This window comes from Pseudomonas sp. FG43 (assembly GCF_057809175.1).
In genome coordinates this window covers 514,269-531,456 of the sequence record NZ_JBMDJL010000001.1, presented here as the reverse complement: position 1 = coordinate 531,456, position 17,188 = coordinate 514,269, and the positions used below count along the sequence as shown (strand labels likewise).

Sequence of the window (17,188 nt, the reverse complement as noted above, 5' to 3'; positions counted from 1 at the left end):
GGTGACTCCCATGCAAACCCACGCTGATAGTCAGAGTGCCAGTGCGCACGTTCATGACTCCGCTTTCGAGGACCGGACCTATCGCAAGGTCATCCTGAGGATTCTGCCGGTCCTGCTGCTGTGTTACATGGCGGCCTATCTGGACCGGGTCAATATCGGCTTTGCCAAGCTGGATATGCTCAACGATCTACAGTTCAGCAACACTGTCTATGCCTTGGGCGCCAGCGTGTTCTTCTGGGGCTATTTCCTGTTTGAAGTCCCCAGTAACCTGTTGCTGCACCGGTTCGGCGCCCGCTTCTGGATCGCCCGGATCATGTTCAGTTGGGCCGTGGTTTCCATTGCCGTTGCCTTTACGGTGCCTTTGGCGCGAGTGTTCAGTATCGAGCCGAGCACCATGTTCTACGTGCTGCGCTTTCTGCTGGGTGTCTGCGAGGCCGGTTTCTTTCCCGGCGTCATCCTGTACCTCAATTACTGGTTCCCGACCCATCGGCAAAGCCGGGTCATGTCGGGGTTTCTGATGGCCTTGCCAGTCAGCCTGACATTGGGTGGCATGTTGTCGGGCTGGTTGATGAGCAGCATGAACGGCGTGCAGGGCATGGCCGGCTGGCAGTGGATGCTGATCATCGAAGGCATTCCCTCGATCGTCATGGCTTGTGTGGTGATTGCCTGTCTGTGCGACAACATCGATTCGGCCAAATGGCTCTCGGCGGCAGAAAAAACCTTGCTCAAGGCCAATTTGCAAAAGGACAGCCACGGCAAGGCCACGCGCATGAGTGAAGTCTTCTTCAACCCGCGAGTGTGGCTGCTGGTGCTGATCTTGCTGACCTTCAATACCGGCTTTTACGGCCTGGCGTTCTGGATGCCTTCGATCATCAAGAGCGCCGGTATCTCCAACACGCTGCATATCGGCTTGCTGACTGCCATTCCCTATGGTGTGGCGACCGTCGCAATGCTGCTCAATGCCCGGCACTCCAATCGCACGGGCGAACGCCGGATGCATGCGGCGATTCCGGCCTTCATTGGGGGTGTTGGCTTGATCCTCAGTGCCTACTTTTCTCAGGACCTGGTGCTTTCCGTGCTGTTTCTCACGGTGGCCGCTTCGGGGATTCTGAGCCTGATGCCTATCTTCTGGACCTTGCCGGGCACACTGCTGTCCGGTGTCGCCGCCGCAGCCGGGATCGGCATGATCAACGCCATCGGCAATCTGTCCGGTTTCACCGGTTCAATGATCACGGCAGTCGCCGAAACACTCACCGGCAACATCAATAACGGGACCTACGTACTGGCGCTCTGCTTGCTGGTCAGTGGCGGGCTGATTCTGGCGATTCCCGGCAGCATGCTTGGCAAGGCGACGGTCGCCAGGTTTGCGCTTCCCAATCATCTGGGCATGGAGAAAGCATGATGAAGAACAAGCGCGTTCTGATTACGGCAGGTGGCCAGGGGATTGGCCTGGCCAGCGCCATGGCTTTTGCCGAGGCAGGAGCTGAAGTGATTGCGACCGATATCGACATTCGCGGGTTGCAGGCGATTGAAGGCCTGCAAGCACTGACACTGGATGTCACTTCGGCCCGGGACATTCTGGCCATCCGCGAACAGGTCGGCCCGGTGGACGTATTGTTCAACTGCGCGGGCTACGTGCATGCAGGCAATATTTTCGAGTGCGATGAGGCCGCCTGGAGCCGTTCCATGGACCTTAATGTCACGGCCATGTACCGCATGATCCGGGCTTTCCTGCCCGGCATGCTTGAGCGCGGCGCAGGCTCGATCATCAACATGGCGTCGGTGGCTTCCAGCGTCAAAGGCGTGCCCAATCGTTTTGCCTACACCGCCAGCAAGGCAGCCGTGGTGGGGCTGACCAAGTCGGTCGCGGCAGACTTCATTGGGCAGGGCATTCGCTGCAATGCCATTTGTCCAGGCACCGTGGACTCGCCTTCGCTACGCGCACGCATTGCTGAACAGGCGGTGCAGCAAGGCCTTTCCGAAGAGCAGGTGTACCGGCAGTTTGTCGAGCGCCAGCCCATGGGGCGGCTCGGCACTGCTCAGGAAATCGCTCGACTGGCTCTTTATCTGGGCTCTGATGCCTCGTCCTACACTACAGGCACTTTGCATGTGATCGATGGCGGCATGAGTATCTGAATCCCGGTTTGTATCTTCGACAGAAACAGGAGAACCCAATGAAATTGCTACGTTACGGCGAAAAAGGTTCGGAAAGACCCGGCCTGCTGGATGCCGACAACCAGATCCGCGATCTTGGCGCTCATGTGGCGGATATTGCCGGTGATGCCTTGAGCCCGGCCGGCCTGGCGGCGTTGGCCGCAATTGATCCCGCCAGCCTGCCATTGGTGCCGGGCAAGCCGCGTATCGGTGCCTGTGTCGGGCGAGTAGGGAAGTTCATCTGCATCGGGCTGAACTACGCCGACCATGCTGCCGAATCCAATATGGAAGTGCCCAAGGAACCCATCATCTTCAACAAGTGGACCAGCGCCATCTGCGGGCCGAACGATGCGGTGGAAATTCCTCGCGGCTCGGTCAAGACCGACTGGGAAGTAGAGCTGGGAGTGGTGATCGGCAAAGGCGGGCGCTACATCGACGAAGCCAACGCCATGGAGCATGTGGCCGGGTACTGCGTGATCAACGATGTGTCCGAGCGTGAATGGCAACTGGAGCGCGGAGGCACCTGGGACAAGGGCAAGGGCTTCGATACCTTTGGCCCTATCGGGCCCTGGCTGGTGACCCGTGACGAAATTGCCGATCCACATTCACTCGACCTGTGGCTGGAGGTCGATGGGCACCGCTACCAGCAGGGCAATACACGCACGTTGATATTCAATATCCCGCAACTGATTGCCTATCTGAGCCGCTGCATGAGCCTTCAGCCGGGGGATGTCATCTCCACCGGCACGCCGCCGGGTGTCGGCCTGGGCGTCAAGCCCGCGCCGGTCTTCCTGCGTCCGGGTCAGACCATGCGCCTTGGCATTGCGGGGCTTGGAGAACAGCAGCAGGTGACGGTTCAGGCTGATTGATGGCTTCGCGAATGAATTCGCCCCTACATCAACCCCGTAGGAGCGAATTCATTCGCGAACAACGGTATTACAACCCCAATTCCGAAAGCCCCGGATGGTCATCCGGTCTGCGCCCCAGCGGCCAGTGGAACTTGCGCTCCGACTCCTTGATAGGCAGGTCGTTGATGCAGGCAAAACGTCTGGCCATCAGCCCGTTTTCTTCAAACTCCCAGTTTTCGTTGCCATAGGAACGAAACCAATTGCCCGAATCGTCATGCCATTCGTAGGCATAGCGCACGGCGATGCGATTGTCGGTGAAGGCCCACAGTTCCTTGATCAGGCGATAGTCCAGCTCCTTGGCCCATTTGCGGGCAAGGAAATCCCTGGCTTGTTCACGATTGGTGACAAATTCGGCACGGTTCCGCCACTGGGTATCTTCGGTGTAGGCCAGAGAGACTTTTTCCGGGTCCCGACTGTTCCAGCCATCTTCAGCCAGGCGGACCTTTTGAATGGCGGTTTCGCGGTTGAAAGGCGGTAACGGCGGGCGTGGCTGAGCGGTTGTAGACATGGCGGAACCTCGGGGCGGTGAGTGTCAGGGCGTTGAACGGCTGGCGGCCTTGAGCAGAAGTCGGGCCACCTCGCGGGCATCGTTGGCAGCAGCGTGATCGCCCATCACCAGAGCCTGGGTAATGGCCCCATCGATCAGGATCAGCAGTTGCCTGGCCAGCGCTTCAGGCGCTGACGCGGGAAGTTGTTCACACAGTTCGAGCACGTAATCGAGCAGCTTCTGTTTATGGTCCTTGGCGATCAGGCGCACAGGATCTTCAGGGTCGCCGATTTCGCCTGCGGTATTGATAAAGGCGCAGCCCCGAAAGCCTTCGGACTCGAACCAGCCGGTGAGCACTGTAAACATGCCGAGGATGCGTTCCTCGGGTGTTTCGGCCTTGTCGGCTTCGGTCCTGAACCACTGCATCCAGCGGATATCACGGGCACTCAATGCCTGTGCGGCAATCTCGTCCTTGGTCGCGAAGTAGCGATAGATACTCTTGCGGGCCACGCCTGAGGTCCGCACCAGCAAGTCCATGCCCATGGCGTGAATGCCGATGCGATAGATCAGCGTTTCGGCGGTTTGCAGAATCTTGTCTTGCACGTTGGGTGGTGTTTGGGTCGTCATGGGTAAAAGGGTAGAACGATCGTTCTCCATCGGTCAAGCACCCGTGCAGGCTGATTTTAAAATGCCATGCATTTGCGGGCATGATCGAACTTGCGAGCCGAACCGGAATCAGTTGCATGGAGTTTTGGCTCTGTCGGTCATTTCAAAGAGGAGAAACTGTCCGGTGTCTCAGTTAAGAACCTTGATCCTGTTGGGGCTCCTGTTTTGTGCAGGCAGTTTTCATGTTCAGGCCGCTGACGTGCCTGCTCTTCCTATGGCGGCAGCGGCTCCGGTCGACGACAAGGCCACTGAGAAAAAGGCAGACAAACCCGACGAGAAAGCTGCCGAAAAGCCCGCCGAAAAAACCGATGAAAAACCAGCAGAGGCCGAACCCGCTGCTTCGGAGATTCTGGTGCAAGGTGGTTTGCTCGGTGCGATCAGCACCAGCATCGATGACATCCAAAGGACACTCAACCTGGACGAAAGCCTGTGGGATGCCTGGCGCTTGCGGGCCGACCGTGCCGCTGACGAGATCGGTGATCTGGTCAATAAACGCACGGCACGCTCTCCGTGGAGCGTAGTGGGCGATTTCCTGATTCTGTCGGTGGTGTGGATCGGTGCGTTTGCGGTGCTGACGACATTGGGGCGTTTTCTGGCAATTCGACTGAATCGACGGCCGTTTCTCCAGGTGCGCGAGCGCAGTCAGGCCCTGCTGAAATATGTGCTGCCTTTTACATTGCCCGCCGTGATCTGCCTGCCGTTGACCCTGTATGTCAGCCATTTCATGCCGACTTCCGTCGGGCGTGCGCTGGCGCTGTGTTTTGCCTACGCGACCAGCAGCGGCATTGTTTCCACGTCGGTGCTGCTATGCGTCATCGTCATGTTCAACTCGGGGCACAAGCGCGCGGCCGTGCGCATGATTCGTCGCTACAGCCCGAGGCCGTTGTTCATCATCGGCTTCCTGGCGGCGCTGAGCGATGCGCTGACCAGCCCACAGATTGCCCGGCAACTGGGCAGCAACTTCACCACCAGCGTGTCGGTGTTCACCGGGCTTTTCGCTTCGGTCGTGTTCTGCATGCTGGTGATCAAGGTGCGTCGCCCGATCGCCCACCTGATCCGTAACCGCTCGCTGAACAGCCGCCTGCAGAGGCCCGCATTGCAGCGTTCCCTGAAAATCTTCTCCAACCTGTGGCACTTGCCGATTCTGCTGATGATCCTGGTTTCAGCCATCAACCTGATCGGGGCCGGCGAGGACAGTCAGGAAGCATTGCGGTGTGCGCTGTTCACCACCTTGTTGCTGATTAGCACGGTATTCCTGAGCACGGTATTCGAGCATCTGTTCAAGCCCGCTGAAGAAGTCGGACGTGGTGGGCATGTGTACAAGGCGCGCCTGCTCCGTCTGGTATATGCGCTGTTGCGGATTCTGCTGGCGGTAGCGTTCATCGAAATCCTGGGACGGATCTGGGGGTTCTCGATGTTCGAGTTCGCCCAGCGCAATACACTCGGACGAGTCATCAGCGACTCGCTGAGCAGCATCGGCCTGATCTTTCTGGTCACCTGGCTGTTGTGGGTGGTGCTCGACACGGCCATTCAGGAAGCCCTCAAGCCTCCCGTCAACCATCGCAATGCACGTCAGCCCAGCACGCGGATCAAGACCATCCTGCCGTTGCTGCGTAATGCGGTGAAAATCATTCTGGTGGTGATTTGCGCAATCACCACCATGGCCAATCTGGGGATCAATGTCGCCCCCTTGCTGGCTGGTGCCGGGGTCGTTGGTCTGGCCATCGGTTTCGGTTCGCAACAACTGGTACAGGATGTGATCACCGGCCTGTTCATCATCATCGAAGACACCTTTTCCGTCGGCGATTGGGTGGTGCTCAGTACCGGCCATTCCGGCTCGGTCGAAAGCCTGACGATTCGTACCGTGCGCCTGCGTGACGGCAAGGGGTTCGTACATTCGGTGCCGTTCGGGCAGATCAAGGCGGTGACCAACCAGTCCCGGCAGTTTGCCTATGCATTCTTCTCGGTGCAGTTCACCTATGACTCCGATATCGACGAAGCCATGGCGCTGATCCGCGAAACAGGGCAATCGATCACCGAAGACATTCTGCTCAAGAACAATCTGCAAGGGCCGCTGGAAGTTTTCGGTGTGGACCGCATGGATCTCAATGGCGTGGTCCTGACCGCACAGTTCCGTACCTCGTCGGGTGGGCAATACAGTGTGGGCCGGGCTTTCAACGAGCGTCTTAAACGGCTTGTGGATAAGCATCCGGACGTTCGTTTTGCCCAGACTTATCCACAGGTGGTGATGAATCCCGCTCCGGCACCTGCCGCTGAGTAAGCCTTACAAGCGAATTCATTCACGAATGAATTCGCTCCTTGGCTGCAACTGTTGGGGGTTAGCGGCCAACGTGATATGTTTGCAGGCGTTTTTCACCTGATTATTTGATGATTCTGATACCGAGCCTGCTGACTCTATGCGAATGCGCCTTATGCTATTGGGCGGCGGGAATGCCCTCGGGCAGGCGCTGATTCGTCTGGGTGCCGAGGAAGACATTGGTTTCCTCGCGCCGCGTCCACCGCAAGACGGTTGGGATGCGGCGAGCCTGACGCAACTGCTCGATGACACCCGTCCCGATGCCTTGATCAACCTTGCTTACTACTTCGACTGGTTTCAGGCGGAGACAGTGAGCGAAGCGCGTCTGACCCACCAGGAGCGCTCTGTCGAGCGCCTGTCCGAACTGTGTCAGCACCACAACATTGTGCTTCTTCAGCCGTCCAGCTATCGAGTGTTCGATGGCTCGCGTGCAACTGCCTATAGCGAAAAAGACGATCCTGTGCCTCTGGGGCTGCGGGGTCAGGCTTTGTGGCGTATCGAGCAGAGCGTGCGTGCGGCTTGCCCGCAACATGTGCTCTTGCGCTTTGGCTGGTTGCTGGATGACAGCGCCGATGGTGTGCTGGGCCGTTTCCTGACTCGGGCCGAGCAGCCGGAAGAATTGCTGCTGGCCGATGATCGCCGTGGAAATCCGACCCCTATCGACGATGCTGCCCGCGTGATCATCTCGGTACTCAAGCAACTCGATTGCGCAGCACCGCTGTGGGGGACTTACCACTACGCCGGTCATGAGGCCACGACGCCTCTGGCGCTGGGGCAGGCGGTTCTCAATGAGGCGCGCCTGCTGCATCCCCTGGCAATCGAGTCGCCTACTGCGCAGGCCCACGCCGCACGGCCCGATGCAGCACAAGAGCCGCAACATGGCGTGCTGGCCTGCAAGAAAATTCTCCATACTTTCGGCATCAAGCCGCGCGCCTGGCGTGCTGGCTTGCCAAGCCTGCTGGATCGGTACTATCGACATGTCTGACGCTCCAGTTCTGATCACCGGCGGTGCTGGCTTCATTGGCTCACATCTGGCTGATGCCCTGTTGGCTCAAGGGTACGCGGTGCGCATCCTCGATGACCTTTCAACCGGCAAGCGCAGCAACCTGCCGCTGGATAACCCTCGTATCGAGCTGATCGAAGGCGATGTCGCCGACAGTGCTCTGGTGACCCGCGCAGCCCGGGGATGTCAGGCAGTGGTGCATCTGGCGGCGGTTGCTTCGGTGCAGGCATCGGTAGAAGACCCGGTCAAAACCCATCAAAGCAACTTCATCGGTACGTTGAACGTCTGTGAAGCCATGCGCGAAGCGGGTATCAAGCGCGTCCTGTTCGCGTCCAGTGCTGCGGTGTACGGCAACAATGGTGAAGGTGAGTCGATCACCGAAGACACGACCAAAGCGCCGTTGACGCCTTATGCCTCGGACAAGCTGGCCAGCGAGCAGTATCTGGACTTCTATCGTCGTCAACACGGGCTGGAGCCGGTGGTGTTCCGCTTTTTCAACATCTTCGGGCCTCGCCAGGACCCGTCATCGCCTTATTCCGGTGTGATCAGTATTTTTGCCGAGCGTGTCGAGAAAGGGCTGCCGATCACGGTGTTTGGTGATGGCGAACAGACGCGGGACTTCTTCTACATCGGCGATCTGGCCAGGCTGCTGATCCAGGCTCTTGAGCAAAAGAACCCGGCCGAAGGCGCGATCAATGTCGGATTGAACAAGGCCACTTCGCTTAATCAGCTGTTGGCAGCGTTATCGGACGTCGTCGGGAGCTTGCCGCCAGTCAGCTATCAGGCGCCACGTTCTGGCGACATTCGCCACTCAAGGGCGGACAACCAGCGTCTGCTGGAGCGTTTCACGCTCGAAGAAACGACACCGTTGAGTGTAGGACTGGCACGTTTGCTTGAGCGTTGAATACCCGGGTTGCCCTGTTTGCAGGTGAGTTGTAAGTCTTGTGAACAGGGTATTCGGGTAGTAACTATTGCTGGTTGTTACTTATAAATGTAGCCGTTTTCCTAGATGGCTGTAGGGCATTTCCGTATCGTTTGTAGTTTGCCTTTTTGAAATTTTAAAACGTTTAAATAGCCTTTAGCATCCAACGCCCTTTTACACGGAGCGTATGGAATGAAGAGCGAAAACGAAGTCAGCCCCATTAAAAAAATTGTAGTGGACACGTTGCCGTGTGAGCTGGTCGTGGCCGGTTTTGCCGAGGAATATGCACAGTATCTGGAGCACTATAAAAATACTGGACAAAACCCGCTCTCCCTGCCTTTTCTGTTACTTGGCATCTCTGCCTGGCTGATGATTCTGGTTGGTTTCTTCACTATTGTGTTTGGTCCCGAAGTCATCAGTTATGACAGTCAGACCGGGCCGACCTTTGGGCAGATCATTCAGATCTATCCCGGCCCTATCGTTTCTGTCGGGGTTCTTCTACTCACCATCGGCAAGTTTTTTGACAGCGACAGCAGCGGTGCCCTATTAACGCCAGAGCTGTTTCTGCTGGCTTTCTATGAGTTGCAACTACCTGAAGGGCCGGCAAATCTGGCAGAGGTTTCTATCGCGCATGTCGACGGTGCCTTGTTTCAGATAAACCGTGCTTAGCCCAAAGCGACAAAAGCACCCATCAGGGTGCCTTTGTGCGTTTATCGGGGTGTGTCATGGATATCAGAACTTGTAACCCACGCCCACCATGTAGACCCATGGGTCGATGTCTACATTGACTTTGGTCTTGCCGACGCTCAGGGCTGATGGGCCATCCACGGTGGCTTCGGTGTCGATATCGACATACCAGACCGAGGCGTTGAGCAGGACGTTGTCGGTGATCAGGTAATCAACGCCCAACTGGCCAGCCAGGCCAACCGAATCCTTGAGCTTGAGGTTGCTGAAGCCCTGATCCTTGCGGTTGCCGGTCAGGTCGGTGTCAAAGAAAGTGGTGTAGTTGATACCGATGCCTGCATAAGGCTGGAACTTCGACGAAGGCTCCATCGGGTAGTATTGCAGGGACAGGGTCGGTGGCAGGTGTTTGACATCGGCCAGTTTGCCGTCAAGCCCAGGGCCAAGGCCGCTGACTGAAACCGTGTGGCTGAAAGGGGTTGCTGCCAGCAGTTCGATACCGACATGAGAAGTCAGCATGTAGGCGAAGGTCAGGCCGAGTTGCGTATTGCCATCAAGGCTTGCCTTGGTGCCAGAGACTCTGGAGCCGTCGAGCTTCACCTCGCCGCTGTCTTCGTTAGGTTGGACATGCGCGGCGCCGGCACGGACGATGAAATCACCCGCCTCATAGGCCTGTGCGGCAGTAGGGGCGGCGATGGCGAGCGCTATGAGTGAAGCGCGAAGCAAGGACTTTTTCATGAGTGGCTCCAAGGGGTCAGTAAGTTTTATGGGCTAATGTTAAAGCGCTGTTTTGAGGCGACTTTGATACAGCTCAATGAAACTGTTGAGAGCCCCGGAAACTTCACGAATCCGGCAATTCGTAGACAAATATCTTGTCTGCCTGCATTTGATAACCCGCCTCGGCCAACTCGCTGGTCGATGATTTTGCCTGCATCGGTCCTTCAATCCAGTACGGTTGATACAGTTCATCGACCTTCACGCCCAGCTCACTGGTGACGTGCACGATCTGGTTGGCGGGCGGGGGCGGAACATGAATGCAGGCACCGAAATACGGCACCAGCAAAAACTCCGTCACCCGACCTTCCTCGCTGACCTCAAGTGGCACGATGTACCCCGGCAGACGTACCAGCTTGCCATCCAGTGCCTTGACGACAGGTGCATGGGGCGCCAGTTGTCTTGCTGCCGGTGCCGACTCCATGGCCAGTGCATCGGACAGCTTCGACATGTCATGCAGTGGCGCTGTAATCGGCGCCACGACAGGTGCATCGGGTGGAATCATGTCATTCCAGGTCAGCTCGCGCGGCTCGACGGCCCACACCGAAGTGCTGGCCGAGAGCAGCAGGGTTATCAGCAAGCGCCGCATTGTTGAGTTCCTCATAAGCGAATCGATAGCCCATCGGCCAGCGATTGCCTGTAGGCTCGCCATGCTGGCACGGTACCCATCAACAGCGCAGCAGCAAGGATGCCACCGAGCAATTTCCATTCATATTGGCCAGGTGGCATAGAGGACAGGTACAAACCGTAAGTGTCCTGCACGTAATCCTGCGCCAGAAAAATCCCGAGATAGAGCAGTACAAGGCCACTGACGACGCCCGCCAACGCCAGTGCGAAGGCTTCAAGAATCAGCAGGCTTGCGATGTGCCAGGGACGTGCGCCGACCGATCTGAGGATCGCCATTTCACGACGACGCTCGTTCAGGCTGGTCAAGATAGCCGTCAGCATACCAATAAGCCCCGTGAGCACCACGAACAATGAAATCACGAAAAGGGCTTTTTCGGCGGTCCCCATCAGGCTCCACAACTCTTGCAAGGCCACACCGGGCAGAATCGCCAGCAGCGGTTCGCCGCGGAACTCATTGATCTCGCGTTGCAGGCTGAACGTCGCAATCTTGCTGTTCAGGCCCAGCATGACCGCAGTGATTGCCGTGGGCGTCAGGTCCATGTTGCGTGCCTGATCGGCAGAGATACGCTCATTGCCCCGTGCAGGCGCGCCGTTGTGCCAGTCAATGTGAATGGCCTCCATACCGCCCAGGCTGATATGCAGCGTGCGGTCGACCGGTGTGCCAGTCGGTTTCAGTATTCCCACCACCGTGAACGGCTTGTCGTCATGCTTGACCAGGCTGATTGCGGCCACGCCATGAGCCAGTACCAGCTTGTCGCCCAGCTTGTAGTGCAGGGCCCTGGCGACCTCCGAACCCAGGACCACTTCAAACGGATCGGTCTGGAAGGCACGACCATCAGCCAGTGTCAGATGTTGCTGGCGGCCGTACTGGTAGTTCTCGAAATAGGATTCGTTGGTGCCCATCACCCGATAGCCGCGATGGGAGTCGCCCAGGGAAATCGGGATCGCCCATTTCACCTGTTTGTGATTGGCCAGGTGCTCGAAACTGTCCCAGCGAATGTTGTTGGTGGCATTACCGATGCGAAAGACCGAGTAGAGCAGCAGGTTGATCGAGCCGGAACGTGCGCCGACGATCAGGTCCGTACCGCTGATGGTGCTGGCGAAGCTGGCGCGAGCCTCGGTACGTACCCGCTCGACGGCCAGTAACAGGCAGACCGACAGGGCAATGGCGAAAACGGTAAGGAATGCGGTGAAGCGGCGGTTGGCCAGACTGGCCATTGCCAGACGAAACAGATACATCTCAAATCTCCACGTCGACGGCAGCGCGATTGAGTTCGGACAACGACAGGTTGCGGTCGAACAGGGGCGCCAGGCTCTGGTCATGGCTGACAAACAACAGGCTGGACCCGGCTTCACGGCATTCTGCAAACAACAGGCGAATGAAGGACTCCCGGGTATCGGCATCCAGTGCCGAGGTGGGTTCGTCGGCGATCACCAGCTCTGGCTGGCCGATCAAGGCACGAGCCGCCGCAACCCGTTGTTGCTGGCCGATGGACAGGGAACCGGCGCGTCGGGTCAACAATGCCGGGTCTTTCAAGCCCAGGTGTGCGAGCAACGTGCTGGTGGCTTGCTCGACACTGCCATGACGCTGTTTTGCCCGTTCGGCCCGGACTTTGGAGAAGTGGCAGGGCAGTTCGATGTTCTCCCGTACCGAGAGAAACGGCAGCAGGTTGAACTGCTGGAAGATATAACCCGTGTGGTCAACCCGAAAGCGATCCCGCGCACCTGCCGACAATTGCGACAAGTCCTGGCCCAACAGACGAATGCTGCCGCTCCCCGGTTTCTGTACGCCACCCAGCAGGCCCAGCAAGGTGGTCTTGCCACTGCCGCTCGGGCCTTTGAGGAACAGTGTTTCTCCCGGCTCCAGGCGAAAGGCCGGGATGTCCAGCAATTGCGGATGCCCGGGCCAGTTGAAGCTCAGGTCCGACAGCTCGATAAGTGCTTGGGTCATAGCCTGACTCGCGGTGTGTTGAGGTGTACATGAAAAGTAAAAGACCGGGCCAGGCCCGGTCGTTCTACAGCACGCGGTAATCAGAACTTGATCGACGGGTTCGCCGCAATCACTTCTGCGCCGGACTGGCCGCTTGGCGAGATCAACTGTACCTGGAGCTTCTTGGTATCGGGGAAGGTCAGGAAAATCTGGGTCAGATCCAGCTTTTTCAGAATGGCCGGAGCGTCGCAGACGAACTTGTAATGGCCTTTGATCTCACTGTGTTCGTGATGTTCGTCGCCGTCTTTGGCGTGGTCATCATGATCGTCATCCTTGTCGCCGAACAGTGGGCTTTCAAGCTTCACCGAGGTAGCCGAACAGTTGGCGGCATCCGAGATGCTGAACAGGGCATTGGGCTTGAGCAGTTGCTCGCGAGCCTTGGCCAGTTTTGCCTTGTCCTCGGCAGACGTCGCTGCATGCTCGAAGCCCACAATGTTCATGGCCGGGCTCTCGAATTCCAGCTCTAGAGTCTTGCCCGAAAGCACCACATCCAGACGACCCACGCCATGTTCATGCGCGCCCAGGCTGCCATGCTCGTGTTCGTGATCGTGTGGTTCGGCAGCATTGGCAACGGCCAGTGGCAGCAAGGCGAAGGGTAGAGCAAGAAGCAGACGACGCATGACGGACTCCGGACATGATTTGAAAAAATCTGTTATGTGATCTTATAACAATTGGCGGCGCGGGTGACCTGTTTTTTATGTGCGCCTTCGATTTGGCATACAACGCACTCAAGTTATGACGAAGCAATCTCATAGCGCCTGAAATTCCTCCTACCGTCAAATGAAGAAGGCATTCGATCGGTTCAGGACCGAGTCTCAGGGAGAGAGAAACATGCCAACGCTTTGTTGCCCGGCCGTTGCCGTGCCGGAGTTCACGATCAGTCTTGAGGAAACGCTGGCGCTCGTTTCCAGCCTGTATCCGCATCATCCTCAGTTGCCGCTTGTGCGGCGTCTGATCCGCAATACCAAGGTAAGCAAACGCCATTTGGTGCAATCGATAGAACAGACTCTGGAACATCCGGGCTTCGAGATGCGTAACCGGACCTATGAGCGTGAAGCCAAGGCCCGCATTCCCGATGTCGTGAGCCGGGCGTTGAGTAATGCCCAACTGCTTCCCCGGCAGATTGACGCAATCATCTATGTGTCCTGCACCGGTTTCATGATGCCTTCGCTGACGGCCTGGATGATCAATGAACTGGAGTTTCGCAGCGATACACGACAGATACCCATTGCCCAACTGGGGTGTGCGGCTGGCGGCTCGGCCATCAATCGCGCCCACGATTTCTGCCTGGCCTATCAGGAGGCCAACGTGCTGATTGTGGCCTGCGAGTTCTGTTCGCTGTGTTACCAGCCAACGGACATGACGGTCGGCAATCTGCTGTCCAATGGCCTGTTCGGCGATGCGCTGGCTGCTGCGGTGGTGCGAGGTCAGGGCGGTGAGGGCATCCAACTGGTGGGCAATGGCTCGCGTCTGGTGCTGGGCACCGAAGACTGGATCAGCTATGCCGTCAAAGCCACCGGTTTTCACTTCTGCCTTGACCGACGGGTACCGGGAACCATGGCGCAACTGGCGCCTGAGCTGCGTTCGGTGGCTGCGGATCATGGCTGGCAGGCCGACGATCTGGATTTCTACATCATCCACGCCGGTGGTCCGCGGATTCTCGATGACCTGTCGCACTATCTGGGCGTGGATTGCGCTCTGTTTGTCCACAGTCGGGCCACTTTGACCGAGTACGGCAACATCGCATCTGCGGTTGTGATGGATGCATTGCGCCGACTGTTCGAGGCCGGCGGCGCCCGGCAGGGCGCGCGCGGAATCATTGCCGGGTTCGGTCCTGGTATCACCGCTGAAATAACCTTGGGTACATGGAACAACAGGGAGGTTTCACCATGACTGTTACAGCATCTTCAGCGCCCGATACTTTTTTGCTGGGAGGTGACATGCCCATCAAGCGCATGGGTTATGGCGCCATGCACCTGACCGGCTACGGCATGTGGGGGCCTGCGGAAAATCCTGAGCAGGCCAAGGCCGTGCTGCGTCATGCCGTTCATGAGTTGGGCGTCACGTTCATCGACACGGCAGACTCTTACGGGCCGGGTGATAACGAAGCCATCATTCGCAGTGCGCTTCATCCATATCCTGAGGATCTGGTCATTTCCACCAAGGGCGGAATGCTGCGGTCTGGCCCCAATGACTGGATACATGGCGCGCCGGGTGCTCCGTATATCGAGCCCTTGGGGCGACCCGAGTATTTGCGTCAGCAGGTGGAAATCAGCTTGCGCCGCCTTCAGGTCGAACGCATCGACTTGTATCAATTGCACAGCATCGATCCTCAAGTACCGCTGGCCGATTCTCTGGGCGAGCTTGTCCGTTTGCGCGAGCAGGGCAAGATCCGCCATATCGGATTATCCAACCAGCCTGGCGTGACGCTTGAGCAGTTGGAGCAGGCCCATCGTGTGGCGAACATTGCTGCCGTCGAGAACCTCTACAACATTGCCGACCGCACTGATGAGCCGGTATTGCAGCGGGCACAGGCACTGAATATCGCGTTCATTCCATGGTTCCCGCTCGGCCATGGCGCGCTTGTCGGGTCTGACAGTGCGTTGCAGCCGCTTGCCAGCCAATATGGCCTGACACCTTCGCAACTGGCTCTGGCGTGGCTGTTCAATCATGCCCCTGGCACAGTGCTGATTCCCGGAACCACGTCCATCGCCCATCTGGAGGAAAACGCCAAGGCTGTGAGCGTGCAACTGGATGAGGATCAACTGTCAGCCATTGTTCGGGAGGTCGATAGTCTTTCGCTGCCGACCTGGCGTCCCGAGCGCTGAGGAGGAAATGCCATGAGCACCTGCCAGCGGAATATCGCAACCCTGCGGGCTATCTATGAGGATCTGGCCCGTATTGCCGAGTTCGCGGACGATGACATCGTGTTGCACAAGGCCGATCAGAATGCCTGCCCGCCCACCGCCATTGGCAAGGAGGCGGTGCGCTCTCATGAAGTCGATCTCATCGCTCTGACGCACTATTCGCTGTACATGGATGTGCAGGAAATCATCGCCAATGAGTATTTCGGTACGGTTCTCGGAAACCTGCGCGCAACGTCCGCCGACAAGAGCATCTGCATGCCGTTCTGCGGGCTGTGGCGTTTTCGTGAAGGAAAGGTCATCGAGCACTGGGAAAACGCCTACGACGCAGGAGCCTTTGGCGGCTTTCTGATGGGGGATGATGCGCGGGCTGCTCGCTGGCTCTGTGTCTGATGCTGTGGGAGCATGTACCCCAGCCAAGCGAGGAGACAGAGCATGTTGCGTATTCGTGGAACCATCGGCCAATGGCCTGTGGATTTGACGTTGGAACTGGACGACGGTGACTGGGCGCAACTGGGTGCCCAGCTCAAGGCCGCTGCCCCCGAGGCGAGCAGCGTTGTGGAGAGCCGGCCGGTCAATCAGGACGACAAGATCTGGCAGCTCGCCAAGGACCTGTTGCAAAAGGCCGGGCAACTCAGTGGGCCGGATCTGCTGGGGAAACTGGAAGGGCTGACCGGCAGCACCGCCGCAGGCAAGCGCCTGCTGGTGCGTCTGCGCCATAGCGCCAATGTGAAAGTCGAAAGCGGCGCTGATGCACCGCTGTATAGCTGGGTCGAAATCAGCTCACCGTAGGAGCGAATTCATTCGCGAAGAGCCCGGGTAAATCGCCAGGAAGGGCCGCTCAATACAACGCTGCAAACAACTTGCGACGGTAGGTGGTCACCAGCGGATGGTCATTGCCCAGCAGATCGAACACTTGCAGCAGGGTCTTGTGCGGCAGACCCTCGGCGTAATTGCGGTTGCGGATGAACAGCTTGAGCAGGCCTTCCAGCGCTGCTTCGTATTGCTGGCGGGACAATTGCTGGACGGCCAGTTGATGTGAAGCTTCGTCGTCCTGCGGATTTTGCGCCAGACGTGTTTTCAGCTCTGCGGTATCCGGCAGTGTGGCCGCCTCGGCCAGGAAGGTCAGTTGCGCCCTGGCACCTGCCAGCTCTGCCTTGTGGGCGTCGCTCTTGACCGCATCCAGCACGGTGCGGGCTTCGCCCAACTCGCCGCGCTCAGCCAGGCAGCGTGCATACAGGATCAGCGCCGCTGCATTGGTATTGTCTTCGCCCAGCAGAACCTTGAGCACCGCCTCGGCATCGGAGAAACGGCTTTCGGCAAACAGCGCTTGGGCCTGTTGCAGTGGATCAGCTGCTGGAGGAGGCGGCATGACCACATGCTGTTCGAGAATCTTGCGGATTTCCGACTCGGGCTGCGCCCCGGCAAAACCATCCACCGGCTGGCCGTCCTTGAACAGCACCACCGTCGGCAGGCTGCGGATGCCAAAGCGGGCGACGATTTCCTGTTCGATATCGCAATTGACCTTGGCCAGCAGCAATTCACCCTGATAGCTCGCGGTGATCTGCTCCAGCAACGGCATCAGCACTTTGCAAGGCGCACACCACTCTGCCCAGAAATCCACCAGCACGGGCTGATCGAATGACTTGTCGATCACCAACTGGTCGAAATTCGCTGCGGTTGTCTCGAAGATGTAAGAAGTGTCCTGGCTCATTGCGTGTCTCGCAAAATCTGAATGCCGCCAACTATAAAGGCCCCAAGGCATTGCTGAAAGCGGCGAGTATCAGGGCAAGAC

At 58.0% G+C, this 17,188-nt stretch carries 18 protein-coding genes and 1 pseudogene; 11 read left to right on the top strand and 8 right to left on the bottom strand.

Going from position 1 to position 17,188, the window contains the following annotated elements; all coding sequences use genetic code 11:
* Nucleotides 1–10 precede the first annotated feature (10 nt).
* The 3 genes from ACODS3_RS02500 to ACODS3_RS02490 are packed head-to-tail and all read left to right on the top strand — an operon-like array spanning nucleotide 11 to nucleotide 3,023.
* A complete protein-coding gene (locus ACODS3_RS02500; RefSeq protein ID WP_489033098.1) occupies nucleotides 11–1,402 on the top strand; it encodes an MFS transporter in 1,392 nt (463 codons plus the stop codon).
* Nucleotides 1,402–2,136 carry an SDR family oxidoreductase gene (locus ACODS3_RS02495; RefSeq protein WP_201007060.1) on the top strand — a complete coding sequence of 245 codons (735 nt, stop codon included), beginning with the start codon at nucleotides 1,402–1,404 and terminating at the stop codon, nucleotides 2,134–2,136. Before ACODS3_RS02500 ends, ACODS3_RS02495 begins: the two co-directional genes overlap by 1 nt.
* A gap of 38 nt (nucleotides 2,137–2,174) precedes the next feature.
* Nucleotides 2,175–3,023, top strand: a complete 849-nt coding sequence (locus ACODS3_RS02490; RefSeq protein ID WP_304575602.1) for an ureidoglycolate lyase — start codon at nucleotides 2,175–2,177, stop codon at nucleotides 3,021–3,023.
* A gap of 67 nt (nucleotides 3,024–3,090) precedes the next feature.
* On the opposite strand, the gene ACODS3_RS02485 is transcribed toward ACODS3_RS02490, so the two are convergent.
* Both ACODS3_RS02485 and ACODS3_RS02480 read right to left on the bottom strand, forming a co-directional pair.
* Nucleotides 3,091–3,570: a nuclear transport factor 2 family protein gene (locus tag ACODS3_RS02485; RefSeq protein ID WP_489033095.1), complete on the bottom strand. Its 480-nt coding sequence runs from the start codon at nucleotides 3,568–3,570 to the stop codon at nucleotides 3,091–3,093.
* Between the two features lie 24 nt (nucleotides 3,571–3,594).
* Nucleotides 3,595–4,176: a TetR/AcrR family transcriptional regulator gene (locus tag ACODS3_RS02480; protein ID WP_489033143.1), complete on the bottom strand. Its 582-nt coding sequence runs from the start codon at nucleotides 4,174–4,176 to the stop codon at nucleotides 3,595–3,597.
* A 253-nt stretch (nucleotides 4,177–4,429) separates the two neighbouring features.
* On the opposite strand from ACODS3_RS02480, the pseudogene ACODS3_RS02475 reads away from it, so the two are divergent.
* The 4 genes and pseudogenes from ACODS3_RS02475 to ACODS3_RS02460 all read left to right on the top strand — a co-directional run.
* Nucleotides 4,430–6,472, top strand: a pseudogene (locus ACODS3_RS02475) (mechanosensitive ion channel family protein); the annotation flags it as partial.
* Nucleotides 6,473–6,632: 160 nt separating this feature from the next.
* Complete coding sequence (locus tag ACODS3_RS02470) at nucleotides 6,633–7,517, top strand: sugar nucleotide-binding protein (protein ID WP_201006998.1); 885 nt, start codon at nucleotides 6,633–6,635, stop codon at nucleotides 7,515–7,517.
* Nucleotides 7,510–8,439, top strand: a complete 930-nt coding sequence (locus ACODS3_RS02465; RefSeq protein WP_304575599.1) for an NAD-dependent epimerase/dehydratase family protein — start codon at nucleotides 7,510–7,512, stop codon at nucleotides 8,437–8,439. The genes ACODS3_RS02470 and ACODS3_RS02465 overlap by 8 nt, the downstream gene beginning before the upstream one ends.
* Before the next feature lie 210 nt (nucleotides 8,440–8,649).
* The gene (locus tag ACODS3_RS02460; protein ID WP_489033093.1) at nucleotides 8,650–9,126 is read left to right on the top strand and encodes a hypothetical protein; all 477 of its coding nucleotides are present in this window, start codon (nucleotides 8,650–8,652) and stop codon (nucleotides 9,124–9,126) included.
* Nucleotides 9,127–9,189: 63 nt separating this feature from the next.
* Here the strand turns inward: ACODS3_RS02460 and ACODS3_RS02455 are convergent, their stop codons facing one another.
* The 5 genes from ACODS3_RS02455 to ACODS3_RS02435 all read right to left on the bottom strand — a co-directional run bounded on the left by ACODS3_RS02455 (nucleotide 9,190) and on the right by ACODS3_RS02435 (nucleotide 13,149).
* Nucleotides 9,190–9,876 carry an OmpW/AlkL family protein gene (locus ACODS3_RS02455; protein ID WP_201006992.1) on the bottom strand — a complete coding sequence of 229 codons (687 nt, stop codon included), beginning with the start codon at nucleotides 9,874–9,876 and terminating at the stop codon, nucleotides 9,190–9,192.
* Between the two features lie 103 nt (nucleotides 9,877–9,979).
* Nucleotides 9,980–10,501 carry a DUF3299 domain-containing protein gene (locus tag ACODS3_RS02450; protein WP_201006990.1) on the bottom strand — a complete coding sequence of 174 codons (522 nt, stop codon included), beginning with the start codon at nucleotides 10,499–10,501 and terminating at the stop codon, nucleotides 9,980–9,982.
* 11 nt (nucleotides 10,502–10,512) lie between these two features.
* Nucleotides 10,513–11,778 (bottom strand): ABC transporter permease, encoded by a 1,266-nt coding sequence (locus tag ACODS3_RS02445; RefSeq protein WP_304575597.1) that lies wholly within the window; start codon nucleotides 11,776–11,778, stop codon nucleotides 10,513–10,515.
* A 1-nt stretch (nucleotide 11,779) separates the two neighbouring features.
* Nucleotides 11,780–12,490, bottom strand: a complete 711-nt coding sequence (locus ACODS3_RS02440) for an ABC transporter ATP-binding protein (protein WP_201018626.1) — start codon at nucleotides 12,488–12,490, stop codon at nucleotides 11,780–11,782.
* Between the two features lie 80 nt (nucleotides 12,491–12,570).
* A complete protein-coding gene (locus ACODS3_RS02435) occupies nucleotides 12,571–13,149 on the bottom strand; it encodes a DUF2796 domain-containing protein (protein ID WP_201018627.1) in 579 nt (192 codons plus the stop codon).
* 211 nt (nucleotides 13,150–13,360) lie between these two features.
* Between ACODS3_RS02435 and ACODS3_RS02430 the strand changes: the two genes are divergently transcribed.
* Genes ACODS3_RS02430 through ACODS3_RS02415 form a run of 4 tightly spaced genes read left to right on the top strand, consistent with a single transcriptional unit; the run spans nucleotide 13,361 to nucleotide 16,185 of the window.
* On the top strand, nucleotides 13,361–14,422 hold the full coding sequence (locus ACODS3_RS02430) for a type III polyketide synthase (protein ID WP_489033089.1): 1,062 nt from the start codon (nucleotides 13,361–13,363) through the stop codon (nucleotides 14,420–14,422).
* Nucleotides 14,419–15,357, top strand: coding sequence for an aldo/keto reductase (locus tag ACODS3_RS02425; RefSeq protein ID WP_489033087.1), 939 nt, complete (start codon nucleotides 14,419–14,421; stop codon nucleotides 15,355–15,357). The genes ACODS3_RS02430 and ACODS3_RS02425 overlap by 4 nt, the downstream gene beginning before the upstream one ends.
* 12 nt (nucleotides 15,358–15,369) lie before the next feature.
* Nucleotides 15,370–15,786: a nuclear transport factor 2 family protein gene (locus tag ACODS3_RS02420; RefSeq protein WP_201018630.1), complete on the top strand. Its 417-nt coding sequence runs from the start codon at nucleotides 15,370–15,372 to the stop codon at nucleotides 15,784–15,786.
* A gap of 42 nt (nucleotides 15,787–15,828) precedes the next feature.
* A complete protein-coding gene (locus ACODS3_RS02415) occupies nucleotides 15,829–16,185 on the top strand; it encodes a hypothetical protein (protein ID WP_201018631.1) in 357 nt (118 codons plus the stop codon).
* Between the two features lie 49 nt (nucleotides 16,186–16,234).
* Here ACODS3_RS02415 and trxA read toward each other — a convergent pair whose 3' ends face one another.
* Nucleotides 16,235–17,107: a thioredoxin gene (gene trxA / locus ACODS3_RS02410; RefSeq protein WP_201018632.1), complete on the bottom strand. Its 873-nt coding sequence runs from the start codon at nucleotides 17,105–17,107 to the stop codon at nucleotides 16,235–16,237.
* Nucleotides 17,108–17,188: the final 81 nt, after the last annotated feature.

What these genes read in the sequence shown, in the direction of transcription:
- ACODS3_RS02435 (WP_201018627.1), bottom strand. Translation starts at nt 13,149, where the DNA reads ATGCGTCGTCTGCTTCTTGCTCTACCCTTCGCCTTGCTGCCACTGGCC.
- ACODS3_RS02480 (WP_489033143.1), bottom strand. Translation starts at nt 4,176, where the DNA reads ATGACGACCCAAACACCACCCAACGTGCAAGACAAGATTCTGCAAACC.
- ACODS3_RS02430 (WP_489033089.1), top strand. Translation starts at nt 13,361, where the DNA reads ATGCCAACGCTTTGTTGCCCGGCCGTTGCCGTGCCGGAGTTCACGATC.
- ACODS3_RS02495 (WP_201007060.1), top strand. Translation starts at nt 1,402, where the DNA reads ATGAAGAACAAGCGCGTTCTGATTACGGCAGGTGGCCAGGGGATTGGC.
- ACODS3_RS02455 (WP_201006992.1), bottom strand. Translation starts at nt 9,876, where the DNA reads ATGAAAAAGTCCTTGCTTCGCGCTTCACTCATAGCGCTCGCCATCGCC.
- ACODS3_RS02440 (WP_201018626.1), bottom strand. Translation starts at nt 12,490, where the DNA reads ATGACCCAAGCACTTATCGAGCTGTCGGACCTGAGCTTCAACTGGCCC.
- ACODS3_RS02470 (WP_201006998.1), top strand. Translation starts at nt 6,633, where the DNA reads ATGCGAATGCGCCTTATGCTATTGGGCGGCGGGAATGCCCTCGGGCAG.
- trxA (WP_201018632.1), bottom strand. Translation starts at nt 17,107, where the DNA reads ATGAGCCAGGACACTTCTTACATCTTCGAGACAACCGCAGCGAATTTC.
- ACODS3_RS02420 (WP_201018630.1), top strand. Translation starts at nt 15,370, where the DNA reads ATGAGCACCTGCCAGCGGAATATCGCAACCCTGCGGGCTATCTATGAG.
- ACODS3_RS02490 (WP_304575602.1), top strand. Translation starts at nt 2,175, where the DNA reads ATGAAATTGCTACGTTACGGCGAAAAAGGTTCGGAAAGACCCGGCCTG.
- ACODS3_RS02465 (WP_304575599.1), top strand. Translation starts at nt 7,510, where the DNA reads ATGTCTGACGCTCCAGTTCTGATCACCGGCGGTGCTGGCTTCATTGGC.
- ACODS3_RS02485 (WP_489033095.1), bottom strand. Translation starts at nt 3,570, where the DNA reads ATGTCTACAACCGCTCAGCCACGCCCGCCGTTACCGCCTTTCAACCGC.
- ACODS3_RS02500 (WP_489033098.1), top strand. Translation starts at nt 11, where the DNA reads ATGCAAACCCACGCTGATAGTCAGAGTGCCAGTGCGCACGTTCATGAC.
- ACODS3_RS02445 (WP_304575597.1), bottom strand. Translation starts at nt 11,778, where the DNA reads ATGTATCTGTTTCGTCTGGCAATGGCCAGTCTGGCCAACCGCCGCTTC.
- ACODS3_RS02450 (WP_201006990.1), bottom strand. Translation starts at nt 10,501, where the DNA reads ATGCGGCGCTTGCTGATAACCCTGCTGCTCTCGGCCAGCACTTCGGTG.
- ACODS3_RS02460 (WP_489033093.1), top strand. Translation starts at nt 8,650, where the DNA reads ATGAAGAGCGAAAACGAAGTCAGCCCCATTAAAAAAATTGTAGTGGAC.
- ACODS3_RS02425 (WP_489033087.1), top strand. Translation starts at nt 14,419, where the DNA reads ATGACTGTTACAGCATCTTCAGCGCCCGATACTTTTTTGCTGGGAGGT.
- ACODS3_RS02415 (WP_201018631.1), top strand. Translation starts at nt 15,829, where the DNA reads ATGTTGCGTATTCGTGGAACCATCGGCCAATGGCCTGTGGATTTGACG.